The 13474-nt window shown below is 70.2% G+C and carries 12 protein-coding genes and 1 pseudogene; 12 read left to right on the forward strand and 1 reads right to left on the reverse strand.

The genetic code is table 11. The features are described 5' to 3' along the window. Nucleotides 1-120 precede the first annotated feature (120 nt). The 5 genes from VF542_RS16825 to VF542_RS16845 all read left to right on the forward strand — a co-directional run bounded on the left by VF542_RS16825 (nucleotide 121) and on the right by VF542_RS16845 (nucleotide 3640). On the forward strand, nucleotides 121-621 hold the full coding sequence (locus VF542_RS16825) for a hypothetical protein (RefSeq protein ID WP_408652851.1): 501 nt from the start codon (nucleotides 121-123) through the stop codon (nucleotides 619-621). Between the two features lie 170 nt (nucleotides 622-791). Beyond that, nucleotides 792-1223: a hypothetical protein gene (locus VF542_RS16830; protein WP_408652852.1), complete on the forward strand. Its 432-nt coding sequence runs from the start codon at nucleotides 792-794 to the stop codon at nucleotides 1221-1223. 89 nt (nucleotides 1224-1312) lie between these two features. Then, complete coding sequence (gene recO, locus VF542_RS16835; protein ID WP_408652853.1) at nucleotides 1313-2080, forward strand: DNA repair protein RecO; 768 nt, start codon at nucleotides 1313-1315, stop codon at nucleotides 2078-2080. 325 nt (nucleotides 2081-2405) lie between these two features. After that, the gene (locus VF542_RS16840; RefSeq protein ID WP_408652854.1) at nucleotides 2406-3275 is read left to right on the forward strand and encodes an isoprenyl transferase; all 870 of its coding nucleotides are present in this window, start codon (nucleotides 2406-2408) and stop codon (nucleotides 3273-3275) included. Nucleotides 3276-3280: 5 nt separating this feature from the next. Further along, nucleotides 3281-3640, forward strand: coding sequence for an antibiotic biosynthesis monooxygenase family protein (locus VF542_RS16845; RefSeq protein ID WP_408652861.1), 360 nt, complete (start codon nucleotides 3281-3283; stop codon nucleotides 3638-3640). Nucleotides 3641-3700: 60 nt separating this feature from the next. Here VF542_RS16845 and VF542_RS16850 read toward each other — a convergent pair whose 3' ends face one another. Further along, a complete protein-coding gene (locus VF542_RS16850; RefSeq protein ID WP_408652855.1) occupies nucleotides 3701-4570 on the reverse strand; it encodes a class I SAM-dependent methyltransferase in 870 nt (289 codons plus the stop codon). A gap of 187 nt (nucleotides 4571-4757) precedes the next feature. Here VF542_RS16850 and VF542_RS16855 point away from each other — a divergent pair, with 187 nt between their 5' ends. From VF542_RS16855 to VF542_RS16885, 7 genes and pseudogenes are all read left to right on the forward strand, one after another. Further along, nucleotides 4758-5873, forward strand: a complete 1116-nt coding sequence (locus tag VF542_RS16855) for a phosphatase PAP2 family protein (RefSeq protein WP_408652856.1) — start codon at nucleotides 4758-4760, stop codon at nucleotides 5871-5873. A gap of 12 nt (nucleotides 5874-5885) precedes the next feature. After that, on the forward strand, nucleotides 5886-7268 hold the full coding sequence (locus VF542_RS16860; RefSeq protein WP_408652857.1) for a glycine--tRNA ligase: 1383 nt from the start codon (nucleotides 5886-5888) through the stop codon (nucleotides 7266-7268). Between the two features lie 31 nt (nucleotides 7269-7299). Continuing rightward, the gene (dusB, locus tag VF542_RS16865) at nucleotides 7300-8436 is read left to right on the forward strand and encodes a tRNA dihydrouridine synthase DusB (protein ID WP_408652862.1); all 1137 of its coding nucleotides are present in this window, start codon (nucleotides 7300-7302) and stop codon (nucleotides 8434-8436) included. Between the two features lie 63 nt (nucleotides 8437-8499). After that, a complete protein-coding gene (locus VF542_RS16870; RefSeq protein WP_408652858.1) occupies nucleotides 8500-9951 on the forward strand; it encodes a hypothetical protein in 1452 nt (483 codons plus the stop codon). Nucleotides 9952-10057: 106 nt separating this feature from the next. Further along, nucleotides 10058-12751, forward strand: a complete 2694-nt coding sequence (gene ppdK / locus VF542_RS16875) for a pyruvate, phosphate dikinase (protein WP_408652859.1) — start codon at nucleotides 10058-10060, stop codon at nucleotides 12749-12751. A 33-nt stretch (nucleotides 12752-12784) separates the two neighbouring features. Next, on the forward strand, nucleotides 12785-13297 hold the full coding sequence (locus VF542_RS16880; RefSeq protein WP_408652860.1) for a YbjN domain-containing protein: 513 nt from the start codon (nucleotides 12785-12787) through the stop codon (nucleotides 13295-13297). Continuing rightward, nucleotides 13276-13474 (forward strand): annotated as a pseudogene (locus VF542_RS16885) (hypothetical protein); the annotation flags it as partial. The gene VF542_RS16880 and the pseudogene VF542_RS16885, both read left to right, overlap by 22 nt.

Below are 13474 nucleotides of genomic sequence, written 5' to 3' on the forward strand. Positions count from 1 at the left end.
TCCGTCCATCCGCGATCTGTACTTGTCGACCTGTAGTCGTCGACCTGAGCTAATTGAGCGATCGCTCAAGATGTGGTTCACTTGAGCGAACGCTCAAATAGCCGCTCTTGAGGAGTTGACATGGCCGACCCAGTCACGCCGCAGTACCGGCTCCTGCTGATCGGACGGGGACTGTTCCTCGGCGTCCTGGGGGGTGTGGTGTGTGGTGTGGTGGCCTATGTCGGGCTGTTCGTGGTCGCCGCCTTCGACACCGCGACCAGGTCGCCGGAGTTGGGGCCGCTCGTCGCACTCATAGCCTTCTCCCCGATCGCCGGCGCCGTCGGGGGAATCGTCGGCGGAGGAATCGGCTTGGCGGCCGGCCTGGCGCTGGCTTTCAGCGGAAGCCAGGAGATCCGGCAGCTGTACCGAGCCCGACTGGTCACCGGCAGCGTCGCGGCAGCGGTGCCGCTGGCCGTCGTGTTGCAGCTACACCGGCCACGCCCATCGGTGGACTACCTGGTAGCGGCTGGTATTGCCGCGGCAGCCGTCCTGGGCGCGGTGCTGCTGACCCCGCGGATCCTCAACGGGCAGCCGCCACCTCGGCGAGCTGCTCCCCGTACCTGGTGGCCCGTGAGTCGGTAGCGACACCCGGGACCGGCTGTTCAGCCCAGGATCCGGCGCATCTCCAGCGCTTGACGGCTCACTCCGGAGAGAGACCCGGAATGCCGAGCGCTGCATGCATCAGGGATTGCGCCTGCGCTCGTATAAGGTGTATTACTCCTTATTCGGGCATAACTATAAGGAGGATCTAAGTGCTGAAACTATCCAGAGGTTTAGTGGGCCTCGCGACGGCCTGTCTCCTGGCAGTGGCGCAATTGGTGAGCGCTAACGCGGCTTCGGCAGCCACTTACAGCCAGGTGTCGTACTACCACAACTGCTCATCCCTGTCCCTGAGCGCCGACTTCGCCCCAGGCACGGTGTGGAGTGAGGTCTCCTACGGCGGAGGCGACGGTTGCAGCGGGGCGGCTACCGCGATCAGCGCTTCTCTCTGGCAGTGCGTTGGCGCGACTTGTGGAGCTACTCAGTTCTACGACACGGATGCTTACCTGGGCCACGACAGTTTCTTCGCTCGCTGGACCAGCCAGGTGACGACGGCAAACAACTACACGTACATGTTCTGCGTCACCTTGCGAAACGATTATGGCGAGCGCTATTACCAGGTGTGCACGGACCAGGTCGGCTGATCCTCGGCCGACCGTACAGCGAGTAACCCGGCTGGGATCGGCTCCGGCCAGTCCCGCCCAGCTGGCGTGGGATCTGGGACGATGGACGGGTGCCGCTCTACCGTGACGAAGCCGTGGTGCTGCGCGTCCACAAGCTGGGCGAGGCAGACCGGATCGTCACGTTGCTCACCCGCCGGCACGGCCGGATCCGCGCGGTCGGCAAGGGGGTGCGGCGCACCACCTCGCGCTACGGCGCCCGGCTCGAACCCGGCAGCCACATCGACGTGCAGCTGCACACCCGGACCGCGGTGCCCGACGCCGAGCGCGGCCATCCGCGACACCACGGCCTGGATCTCATCACCCAGGTCGAGTCGGTCGACAACTACGGCGCCCGGCTGGCCGCCGACTACCCGTCCTGGACCGCGGCGGTCGCGATCTGCGAGACGGCCGAGCGGCTGACCTCGGAGGAGGGTGAGCCGGCGCTGCGGCAGTACCTGCTGGTGGTCGGAGCGCTGCGGTCCCTCGCCGATCGCGAGCACGAGGCGGCCATGATCCTGGACGCGTTCCTGATCCGGTCGATGTCACTGGCCGGCTGGGAGCCGGCGCTGGCCGAGTGCGCGGTGTGCTCGGCGCCCGGGCCGCACGGCGCCTTCAACGTGCCGGCCGGTGGCGCCGTCTGCTCCAACTGCCGGCCGTCGGGCTCGGTGCGGCCCCAGGCCGGTGCGCTGAGCCTGATGTCGGCCCTGCTGTCGGGCAACTGGGCCGGCGCCGATGCGACCGCGATCGACCTGCGCCGTGAGGCGAGCGGCCTGATCGCCGCCCACCTGCAGTGGCATCTGGAGCGCGGCATCCGGTCGCTGCCGCTGGTCGACCGCTGAACCGTCCTTCTGCTGCGCCGTCTCCTGCTGCGCCGGGTAAGCGGCATCACCACCTGGTCGTTGGGCGGCCGGCAGCACGAACGACCACCCGATCGTTGGCCACCTAGCAGGGCGACCCGCCGGTGCGGGCTCGGCAGCGCGGCCAACGATCCATGACGGAACCCGATCGTTGGCCACCTAGCAGGGCGACCCGCCGGTGCGGGCTCGGCAGCGCGGCCAACGATCAGTGACGGAACCCGATAGCCGTCGGTCCCAGTAGCACTTCGATAGCCCCATTGATCCTCGTGCGGACCGCCGGCTCACCAGCAGTACTACGGTGACCTGCATGCCTGCCCGCCGCTCGTCCTGGCCGGACCCGCCGCCGCACCCCAGCGGCGCCCGGCCACCGGACATCCCGGCGAACCTGCTGCCCCGACACGTCGCGATCGTGATGGACGGCAACGGCCGGTGGGCCAACAGCCGCGGCCTGCCCCGCACCGAAGGCCACCGGGCCGGCGAGGCGGCGCTGATGGACGTCCTGTTCGGGGCGATGGAGATCGGCGTCCCGGTGGTGTCGGCGTACGCCTTCTCCACCGAGAACTGGCGGCGCTCGCCGGAGGAGGTCCGGTTCCTGATGGGCTTCAACAAGGAGGTGATCCGGCGCCGCCGCGACGAGCTGAACGGCTACGGCGTCCGGATCCGCTGGGCCGGCCGGCGTCCCCGGCTGTGGCGAAGCGTCATCAGCCAGCTCGAGGACGCCGAGCAGTTCACCGAGCGCAACGACCGGCTGACCCTGCAGTTCTGCGTCAACTACGGCGGCCGGGCCGAGGTGGTGGATGCCACCCGCCGGATCGCCGAGCTGGCCGCGGCCGGCAAGATCGACCCGGCGAAGATCGACGAGAAGCTGTTCGCCCGCTATCTCGACGAGCCCGACCTGCCCGACGTCGACCTGTTCCTGCGGACGTCCGGCGAGCAGCGCACCTCGAACTTCCTGCTGTGGCAGTCGGCCTACGCTGAGCTGATGTTCCTCGACACCCCGTGGCCGGACTTCGACCGCCGGCACTTCTGGGCGGCCTGTGCCAGCTACGCCTCGCGGGACCGCCGGTTCGGCGGGGCGATCGATGCCAGCACGGTCGATGCCAGCACGGTCGACGCCAGCACGATCGATGCCAGCACGGCCGGCGCCAGCCACCCAGGCGAAGCCGGCCCGTCGTGATCGCGCTGCTGCAGTTCCGCCTGGAACCGGCCCGGGCGGCCGGGCCGTTCCAGGCCGAGCAGTTCCAGGAGCAAGCCGAGCAGGCGCTGCGGCTGCTGGCCGAGCGTCCCGGCTTCGTGCGCGGCAGCGTGGGCCGGGCCACCGACGACGCCGGCAGCTGGCTGCTGCTGACCGAGTGGGAGTCGGTCGGCGCCTACCGCCGGGGGCTCGGCGGTTACCAGGTCAAGCTGCTCGCCACCCCGCTGCTGTCCCAGGCCCTCGATCAGCCCAGCGCCTTCGAGGAGCTGCTGCGGGTAGGACCGGACGGCCAGGAGACGGCGAGGGCAAGTGACCGGGCCGACGATGCGGACTGGAACAGCCGGTAGCCAGGCGCACCGTCGGCGGACACCCCGACGACAACGGCCGCCGTGCCTTGTGCGGTGCGGCTACCTCCGCCACACATCGACCGCGGTCTCGCGCATCTGCTCGCTGAAGCGCCCGTCCGGACTGACCTCGGCAAGGAGCTCGCGCAGCGCGGCCTCGAAGTCACGACCCCGGTCGCCGAACAGGTGCGGGGCGGCGCTGGACAGCGAGAACACGCTGGCGACGACATCGTCGGCGCTCCGGTCCACGACGGTGCCGGGGACCTCGATCCGGGTCGGGCCGGAGAAGCCGGCGGCCCGGTAGATCTCTGACTCCTCGTGTCCTCTGGCCGCCTCCTCGACGGCACGGTCGGGCAAGGTTCCCTGCCCGGCGCGGCGGCGCGAGCCCAGGAAGCGCCTAACCAGAAGCTCAATCTCCCGCCGGGGCGGCCGGGGGTGCGGCAGCGGCAGGTCACCGTCGACGCCTTGGTGTGTCGTGGCATGCACGTGCACCAGGGCGCCGTCGGGAGCGAGCGCGCCATGCAGCCGGCGGGCCACCAGCGCCCGGTCCATCCAGTGGAAGGACTGGGCCAGGGTCACCGCGCGAAACGGGCCCAAAAATGAGGGATCCGAGGGGTCGGCCGGAAGGTCTTCGGCCCGCAGGTTCACCCAGCCGACGTTGGAGATCCCGGCGGTTTCGGCCTGCCGTGCCCCCTCGGCCAGCATCTCGGCGTCGGCGTCCAGGCCGACAGCCTGCTCGAACCAGGGAGCGAGCAGCAGGGTCAGCGAGCCCGGCCCGCAGCCGACGTCGAGCAGGCGGCCGCTGCCGTCCAGGGCGAGTTCGGCGACCAGGGCATCCACCAGTTCCTGGGTGTAGGACACCCGGCCCTGGACGTAGTACGCCGCGCTTCCGGCGTACAGCGTCGGGTCCCAGTCCCAGCCCAGGTCGCTCACCGGACCAGTATGTCCCCGGCGGCGGTTCGGGCGATGGCGCGCCAGGACGGTAGTTTGGACGGCTGGTGGGTAGTTCGAGGAGACCGGTGAGGTGAGGACCCTGGCGGCGACCAAGTCGGAGCTGACCTCGAGGGCCGGCACCGATGCATCGGAGCAAGGTTCCCCACAGCCTCGCGGTGGCCGCTGGTTGTCCGCCCGGACCCTGACGGTAACCCGGCGCGCCGCCGTCACCGTCTGGGCGCTGGCGCTGCTGTACTGGTTCTCCCGGGTAGGCATCACCTTCGACCGCAATACCCTGCTGATCTACGTCTGCGGCGGGCTGCTGGCCGCCAGCATCGGGCGGCGCGGCGTGCTCACCGTGGTTCGGGACTGGCTTCCGTTCGGGGCGGTGCTGGTGGCCTACGACCTCACCCGGGGCGCCGCGGAACTGCTCGGCCGGCCCACCGAGTGGCGCCTGCAGCTGGACTTCGACCGCTGGCTTTTCCGGGCCGATCCCGCCGTCTGGCTGCAGGCCCGGCTGAAGGAGCCGTTCCCGCCCTGGTGGGAAACGCTGGTGAGCCTGATCTACGTCTCCTACTTCCTCGCCCCGCCGGTGGTGGCCGGGCTGCTGTGGCTGCGGGACCGGGTGGCCTGGCGCCGGTTCGCCGCCCAGTTCATCGCCATCTCCGTCATCGGGCTGGCCGGGTTCATCGCCTTCCCCGCCGCGCCGCCCTGGGCGGCCTCCCAGTGCACGGCCCAGGACGTGGCCGGCGGCCCGTCCGACCCGCCCTGCATCAACGCCAAGGTCGGCACCCTGACCACCGGCGGGCTGCTGGAGCCGATGACCACCCACCAGGGCGGGGCAGCGCCCTACGTCGAGCGGATCGCCACCCGCGGCTGGAACAAGCTGGGCATTCCGCAGGCCAAGGCGCTGATCGACGAGGGCCAGGCCGGGTCGAACCAGGTGGCCGCCGTGCCGTCGCTGCACGCGGCAATCTCCCTGCTGCTCAGCGTCTTCTTCTGGCCGCGGGTACGCCGGCGCTGGCGGCCGCTGCTGGCCCTCTACGCCGTGGCGATGGCGTTCGCCCTGGTGTACTCGGCAGAGCACTACGTCTTCGACATCCTGCTGGGCTGGCTGGTGACCGCCATCGTGACGATCGGGTTCGCGTGGTGGCAGCGCCGGCACGGTGCCGCTGAGAACGGTGCCGCTGAGAACGGTGCGGCCGAGAACGGTGCGGCCGAGAACGGTGCGGCTGAGAACGGTGTCGATAAGCCGGTGGGCGCTACCGATACCCTGAACGCTCCGATACCGGCTCGTTCCTGATGGAGTTCCGCTGTGCCCGTTGATCGCAATGACGCCGTCGTCAGCCTGTCGAAGCGTCGTGGCTTCGTCTTCCCGGCTGCCGAGATCTACGGCGGAACCCGGTCGGCCTGGGACTACGGCCCGCTGGGTGTGGAGCTGAAGGAGAACCTGCGCCGGCAGTGGTGGAAGTCGATGGTCACCGGCCGGGACGACATCGTCGGCCTGGACTCCTCGGTGCTGCTGCCGCCGGCGGTGTGGGAGGCCTCGGGGCACCTGGCCACCTTCAGCGATCCGCTGACCGAGTGCACGAACTGCCACAAGCGCTACCGGGCCGACCACCTGGAGGAGGGCTACCAGCTGAAGAAGGGCCGGCTGCCCGAGCACGGCCTGGCCGACATCAGCTGCCCGAACTGCGGCAACCGCGGCACCTGGACCGAGCCGAAGCAGTTCTCCGGCATGCTCAAGACCCACCTCGGCCCGGTCGAGGACGAGTCGGGCCTGGCCTACCTGCGGCCCGAGACCGCCCAGGGCATCTTCCTCAACTTCCTGAACGTGATGACCACCTCGCGCAAGAAGCCGCCGTTCGGGATCGCCCAGACCGGCAAGTCGTTCCGCAACGAGATCACCCCGGGCAACTTCATCTTCCGGACCCGGGAGTTCGAGCAGATGGAGATGGAGTTCTTCGTCGAGCCCGGCACCGACGAGCAGTGGCACGAGTACTGGCTGCAGGCGCGCTGGGACTTCTACGTCGGCCTCGGGCTGAACCCGGACAACATGCGGTTCTACGAGCACCCGAAGGAGAAGCTGTCGCACTACGCCAAGCGCACCGTTGACATCGAGTACCGGTTCAACTTCGGTGGCAAGGAGTTCGACGAGCTCGAAGGCATCGCCAACCGCACCGACTTCGACCTGTCCACCCACTCCGAGCACTCCGGCGTGGACCTGAGCTACTTCGACCAGGAGCGCAACGAGCGCTGGAAGCCCTACGTCATCGAGCCGGCTGCGGGCCTGACCCGGGCGACGCTGGCCTTCCTGCTGGACGCCTACGTCGAGGACGAGGCCCCCAACACCAAGGGCGGCATGGACAAGCGAACCGTGCTGCGCCTGGACCCCCGGCTGGCCCCGGTCAAGGTCGCCGTGCTGCCGCTGTCACGCCACGCCGACCTGTCACCGATCGCCCGGGACCTGTCCGGCGTGCTGCGCGGGCACTGGAACGTCGAGTACGACGAGACCCAGGCGATCGGCAAGCGCTACCGCCGCCAGGACGAGATCGGCACGCCGTACTGCGTGACCATCGACTTCGACACCCTGGACGACCACGCGGTGACCATCCGGGAGCGTGACGCGATGACCCAGGAACGGGTGGCGCTGGACAAGGTCGCCGACTACCTGGCGACCCGGCTGATCGGCTGCTGAGCATGGCGCCGTGGTGAGGCCTACCGCCCTGCTGCACCGCCCGGTCGCGGCGCCGCTGCGGATCGGCGAGAAGATCGTGGTTGACCCGCCGGTGGTGCTCGCGCCGCTGGCCGGCATCACCAATGTGGCGTTCCGCAGGCTGTGCCGCGAGTACGGCGCGGGCCTCTACATCTCGGAGATGATCACCTCCCGCGCGCTGGTGGAGCGCAACCCGAAGTCCCTGCGGATGGTGGCCTTCGCCGCGGACGAGACGCCCCGCTCGATCCAGCTGTACGGGGTCGATCCGGAGATCGTGGCCCGCGCGGTGCGGATGATCGTGGCCGAGGACCTGGCCGACCACGTCGACCTGAACTTCGGCTGCCCGGTGCCCAAGGTGACCCGGCGCGGGGGCGGTTCTGCCCTGCCGTGGCGGATCAATCTCTTCTCCGACCTGGTCGGCGCGGCGGTGCGGGCAGCTGGCGGGCAGGTCCCGGTGACGGTCAAGATGCGCCTGGGCGTGGACGCCGACCACCTGACCTACCGCGAGGCGGCGCTGCGGGCCCAGGACGCCGGGGTGGCCTACGTCGCCCTGCACGGCCGGACGGCGGCGGACTTCTACGGCGGCCAGGCGTCCTGGGAGCCGATCGCGGAGCTTGCCGGCCTGCTCGACATCCCGGTGCTGGGCAACGGCGACATCTGGGAGGCCGCGGACGCCGTCCGGATGGTGGAGCAGACCGGCTGCGCCGGGGTGGTGGTGGGCCGCGGGTGCCTGGGCCGGCCATGGCTGTTCGGCGACCTGGCGGCTGCGTTCGCCGGCCGTGACCAGCTCACCCTGCCGGGCCTGGACCAGGTGGCGGCGGCGATGTACCGGCATGCCGAGCTGCTGGCCGACTGGCTGGGCGAGGAGCGCGGCGTCACCGACTTCCGCAAGCACGTCGCCTGGTACCTCAAGGGATTCTCGGTCGGCAGCGAGCTGCGCAAGTCCCTAGCCTTGGCGTCCGGGCTCGCCCAGCTGGCTGGGCTCTTGGCTCAACTCGACCAGAGCCAGCCGTTTCCGCCCGAGGTGCTCGGCCGGCCCCGCGGGCGCACGTCCGGTGCCCGCAAGGTGGCGCTGCCGGAGAACTGGCTGGCCGACCGGGAGTCCCGCGCCGTCCCCTTCGGCGCCGAGCTGGACGATTCCGGCGGCTGAGCGGAAGGGTCTGGCCCGAGCGCGGTTGTCGGTCGCGACCGGGCACCTGGCACGCTGACGCGCATGGATCTCGAAAGCGGAGCGGGGCTGCTGCACCGGCTGACGTCATACACACCCGATGGAGACTGGGACGTGCCGGTCGATGACCCCCGGGTCCGGCACGATCTGACTCCGAACGACCTGAGCACGCTGCCGCCGCAGGTCAAGCAGTACGCCGCCGGCCTGCCGGTCACGCCGTTGCCCCGCGAGCTGCCGAATCCGGGCGTCAGCGCCACCGCCGTGCTGGCAGGCAGGCCGGAACTGGACAGTCCGGCACCGAGCGAACCGCTCGACGCGGCGCAGCTCGGCCGGATCCTCTACCTCGGTGCCGGCGTCGTCCGGACGGGCGAGCGTCCCGGGCGCCAGATCCTGTTCCGGGCCGCTGGCTCCGCCGGCGCCCGGTTCCCGCTGGAGGTCTATGCCAGCACCAAGGGCGTTCAGGGGGTACCGGACGGGGTGCACTGGTATGACCCCGTCGACCATGCCCTGGTGCAGGTCGGCCCCGCGCCCGGCGGTGCGGCCAGCACGCTGGTCGTCACCGGGATTCCGTGGCGGACCGGGTGGCGCTACGCCGAGCGGGGCTGGCGCCACCTCTACTGGGACGCCGGCACCCTGCTGTCACAGCTGATCGCCGCGGCCGACAGCGCCGGTGCCCGGCCCCGGCTACAGACGCGGTTCGCCGATGCCGCGATAACCCGCCTGGTGGGCGCCGACGGCGTGCACGAGTACCCGCTCGCGCTGCTCGCCCTCGGCGAGGAAACGCCGGCAGTCCAAGCCAGCGGTCCGGCCACCCGAGGAAGCCTGCCCGAGGTCGAGTTCCCGCTCTGCACGCAAGCCCAGCGTGCCGGCGACAGCGACGAACCCGGCCCGCCGTGGCCGGCCGGCCCGGTGCTGGCCGACGTCCCCGACTCACCCGCACTGGACGAGGTGATCCTGCGGCGCGGCTCGCAGCGGCTGATGGACCGTAACGCCCGGCTGCCGCGCCGGCTGCTGGACTGGCCGATGCGCGCGGCGATGCGCGGGATCCAGGTGCCGCACTGGGTGGTGGTGCACGGCGTGGAGGGCACCGCCCCGGGCATCTACCGGTGGCCCGATCTGGACACCCCGCAGCGGCAGGCCGAGCTGCGCGACGAGCTGCTGCGGATCGGCTTGGACCAGTACCTCGCCGCGGACGCCGGATACGTGGTGATCGGCGCGATCGACGGCACCGAACTGGACGACCGGGGCTACCGCGACGCCCAACTGGCGGCTGGCCTGGTCGAGGGACGGTTGCATCTGGCGGCCTACGCCCTCGGGGCGACCGCGTCCGGCATGACGTTCGCGGACAGCGAGGTGCCGGCCCTGCTCGGCCAGTCCAGCGATCTGGTGACGCTGCTGTTCACCTGTGTCGGGGTCGGTGACTACGTGTCGCGACCCGGCGGGATGCCGGGCGCGCCCGTCTTTGTTCGTCAGGTCAAGGAGAGGATCAAGGAGTGAGCCGGTGTGGCGTAGGCCTCCACCTGGCGGTAGTTGCATCCCGCAACCGCTTACGCCACCTAAGGTCGGGGGAACGACTGTCCGTCTCACAGTGTGGTGGTGCGCGATGACAAAGTTCGTCTACGACTTCGACGAGGGCAGCAAGGATCTCAAGGACCTGCTCGGCGGCAAGGGCGCCAACCTCGCGGAGATGACCAACATGGGACTGCCCGTCCCGCCGGGCTTCACCATCACCACCGAGGCCTGCCAGGTCTACCTCAAGAACGGCCGCGAGCCCGCGGAGCTGTCGGCCGAGGTGAGCGAGCACCTGACCGCCCTCGAGGCGCGGATGGGCAAGAAGCTCGGCCAGACCGATGACCCGCTGCTGGTCTCGGTGCGCTCCGGGGCGAAGTTCTCGATGCCCGGCATGATGGAGACCGTCCTCAACGTCGGCCTCAACGACCAGTCGGTACGCGGCCTGGCCGCCCAGGCCGGCAACGAGCGGTTCGCCTTCGACTCCTACCGCCGGCTGATCCAGATGTTCGGCAAGACCGTGCTGGACATCGACGGTGACCACTTCGAGTCCGCCCTCGACGAGGCGAAGACGGCCAAGGGCACCACCAACGACCTCGACCTGGACGCCGAGGACCTGCGCAAGCTGGTCGAGACCTACAAGCAGGTGGTGGTCGAGCACGCCGGCCGGGAGTTCCCGCAGGAGCCCCGGGAGCAGATGGACCTGGCGGTCCGGGCGGTGTTCGACTCCTGGAACGCGCCGCGGGCGATCCTGTACCGGCGCCAGGAGCGGATTCCGGCCGACCTCGGCACCGCGGTCAACATCTGCTCGATGGTGTTCGGCAACCTCTCCGAGGACTCCGGCACCGGGGTGGCCTTCACCCGCGACCCGGCCTCGGGCGCCAAGGGCGAGTACGGCGACTACCTGCAGAACGCGCAGGGCGAGGACGTGGTGGCCGGCATCCGCAACACCCTGTCACTGGCCGACCTGGCGACCCTGGACAAGAAGAGCCATGACGAGCTGATGGCCATCATGGCCCAGCTCGAGGAGCACTACCGCGACCTGTGCGACATCGAGTTCACCATCGAGCGCGGCAAGCTGTGGATGCTGCAGACCCGGGTCGGCAAGCGCACCGCCGGGGCCGCCTTCCGGATCGCGACCCAGCTGATCGACGAGGGGCTGATCGACGAGATCGAGGCGCTGCAGCGGGTGACCGGCGCGCAGCTGGCCCAGCTGATGTTCCCGCACTTCGACGACACCACCCCGCACACCAAGATCGCCCAGGGCATGAACGCCTCGCCCGGCGCCGCGGTCGGCAAGGTGGTCTTCGACTCCTACACCGCGGTCAAGTGGAGCCGCAGCGGCGAGAAGGTCATCCTGGTCCGGCGTGAGACCAACCCCGACGACCTCAACGGCATGATCGCCGCCCAGGGCATCCTGACCAGCCGCGGCGGCAAGACCAGCCACGCCGCGGTGGTGGCCCGCGGGATGGGCAAGACCTGCGTGTGCGGCGCCGAACAGCTCAAGGTCGACACCAAGGCGCGGCATTTCAGCACCCCGGACGGCAAGGTCTATGAAGAGGGCACCGTCATCTCCATCGACGGCACCACCGGCGAGGTGTTCGTAGGCGAGGTACCGGTGGTCGCCTCGCCGGTCGTCCGTTACTTCGAGGGCGAGATCGACCCCGAGTCCGACGAGGCCGACGATCTGGTGAGGGCGGTGCACCGGCTCATGCGGGTCGCCGACGGCGGCCGGTCGATGGCGGTGCGGGCGAACGCCGACACCGAGGCCGACGCGGCCCGGGCCCGCCGGTTCGGCGCGCAGGGCATCGGGCTGTGCCGCACCGAGCACATGTTCCTGGGCGACCGGCGGTCGCTGGTCGAGGCGCTGATCCTGGCCGACACCGACGACGAGCGCGAGCGGCAGCTGGCCGAGCTGCTGCCGCTGCAGCGGGAGGACTTCAAGGGCATCTTCGAGGCGATGGACGGCCTGCCGGTGACGATCCGGCTGCTGGACCCGCCGCTGCACGAGTTCCTGCCCGACATCACCGAGCTGTCGGTCCGCGTCGCGGTGGCCGAGGCCCGCGGCGAGCCGCGCGAGGGTGACCTGCGGATGCTGCAGGCCGTGCACAAGCTGCACGAGCAGAACCCGATGCTGGGGCTGCGCGGCGTCCGCCTCGGGCTGGTGATTCCCGGGCTGTTCGCCATGCAGGCGCGGGCGATCCTGGAGGCAGCCGCCGAGCGGGTCAGGGCCGGCGGGGTGCCGCGGGTCGAGATCATGGTGCCGCTGGTCGGGGCGGTGCAGGAGTTCGAGTCGGTCAAGGACGACATCATCAAGGTGGCCCGGGACGTGCGCACCGAGACCGGGGCGCATCTGGAGTTCCTGGTCGGAACCATGATCGAGCTGCCCCGGGCGGCGCTGACCGCCGGCCAGATCGCCGAGTCGGCGGAGTTCTTCTCCTTCGGCACCAACGACCTGACCCAGACCACCTGGGGCTTCTCGCGCGACGACGTCGAGGCGGCGTTCTTCTCGCACTACCTGGAGAAGGGCATCTTCGGGGTGTCGCCGTTCGAGTCGCTGGACCGCGAGGGCGTCGGCGAGCTGGTGCGGATCGCGGCCGAGCAGGGCCGGGCCAAGCGGCCCGGGCTCAAACTCGGGGTCTGCGGCGAGCACGGCGGTGACCCGGAATCGGTGCACTTCTTCAACGAGGTGGGGCTGGACTACGTCTCCTGCTCGCCGTTCCGGGTGCCGGTCGCGCGGCTGGAGGCGGGCCGGGCCAACCGGGCGCCGGGCGAGGAGTCGCGCTGATCCGTGCGGGGCAGTCCGGGTAGCCTCGACGGCGTGTCTGGTCGCATCCGTACTGTCGCCGCCGCGGCCATGGCGGCCGCACGAGCGGGTATGGAGCAGCGCCGGGCGGCCGAGTCGCCGATCGGCCGGCGTGAGGGCCCGACGGTGCTGCCCAACAACAAGGTGCTGCAGTCGATCCTGAAGGAATACTCGCTGCGCTCGGTGATCGACGACGACGGCGACCTCACGGTCCGCTGGGAGAACTTCAGCATCTACTTCTTCCACTACGGCCGGGACGACGAGGTGTTGCAGGCGCGTCTCTACCTCAACCGCAGGTTCGTGGTGGAGCTGCGGCCGACGCTGGCCCTGGTGCTGGACGACTGGAACCGCAGCAAGCTGTTCCCCAAGGCGTACACGGTGCTCCCCGACGACGGCCTGGTCGGGATCTGCGCCGAGCAGGCCTTCGACTTCGAGGGCGGGATCAGCCGGCAGCAGCTGAAGTTCAAGGTGGGCATGTGGCTGCAGAACCTCCAGCAGTTCGCCGATTGGACCGAGGAGCACGTCTGAGCACCGGCAGCTCCTGCTTCGGCTACAGCAGCCACGACCAGGCCCGCTGGCTGCCCGAGGACGTCAAGCGGGCTCAAGCTCCGGTAGAGCCTCAGCTGAGCAGGAGCGCCTTCCAACGTGATCGGGCCCGGGTGCTGCACTCCTATTCGTTCCGGCGGCTCGCGGACAAGACCCAGG

This window comes from Jatrophihabitans sp., assembly GCF_036389215.1.
GTDB lineage: Bacteria > Actinomycetota > Actinomycetes > Mycobacteriales > Jatrophihabitantaceae > Jatrophihabitans_A.

What these genes read in the sequence shown, in the direction of transcription:
- VF542_RS16825 (WP_408652851.1), top strand. Translation starts at nt 121, where the DNA reads ATGGCCGACCCAGTCACGCCGCAGTACCGGCTCCTGCTGATCGGACGG.
- VF542_RS16840 (WP_408652854.1), top strand. Translation starts at nt 2,406, where the DNA reads ATGCCTGCCCGCCGCTCGTCCTGGCCGGACCCGCCGCCGCACCCCAGC.
- VF542_RS16870 (WP_408652858.1), top strand. Translation starts at nt 8,500, where the DNA reads ATGGATCTCGAAAGCGGAGCGGGGCTGCTGCACCGGCTGACGTCATAC.
- ppdK (WP_408652859.1), top strand. Translation starts at nt 10,058, where the DNA reads ATGACAAAGTTCGTCTACGACTTCGACGAGGGCAGCAAGGATCTCAAG.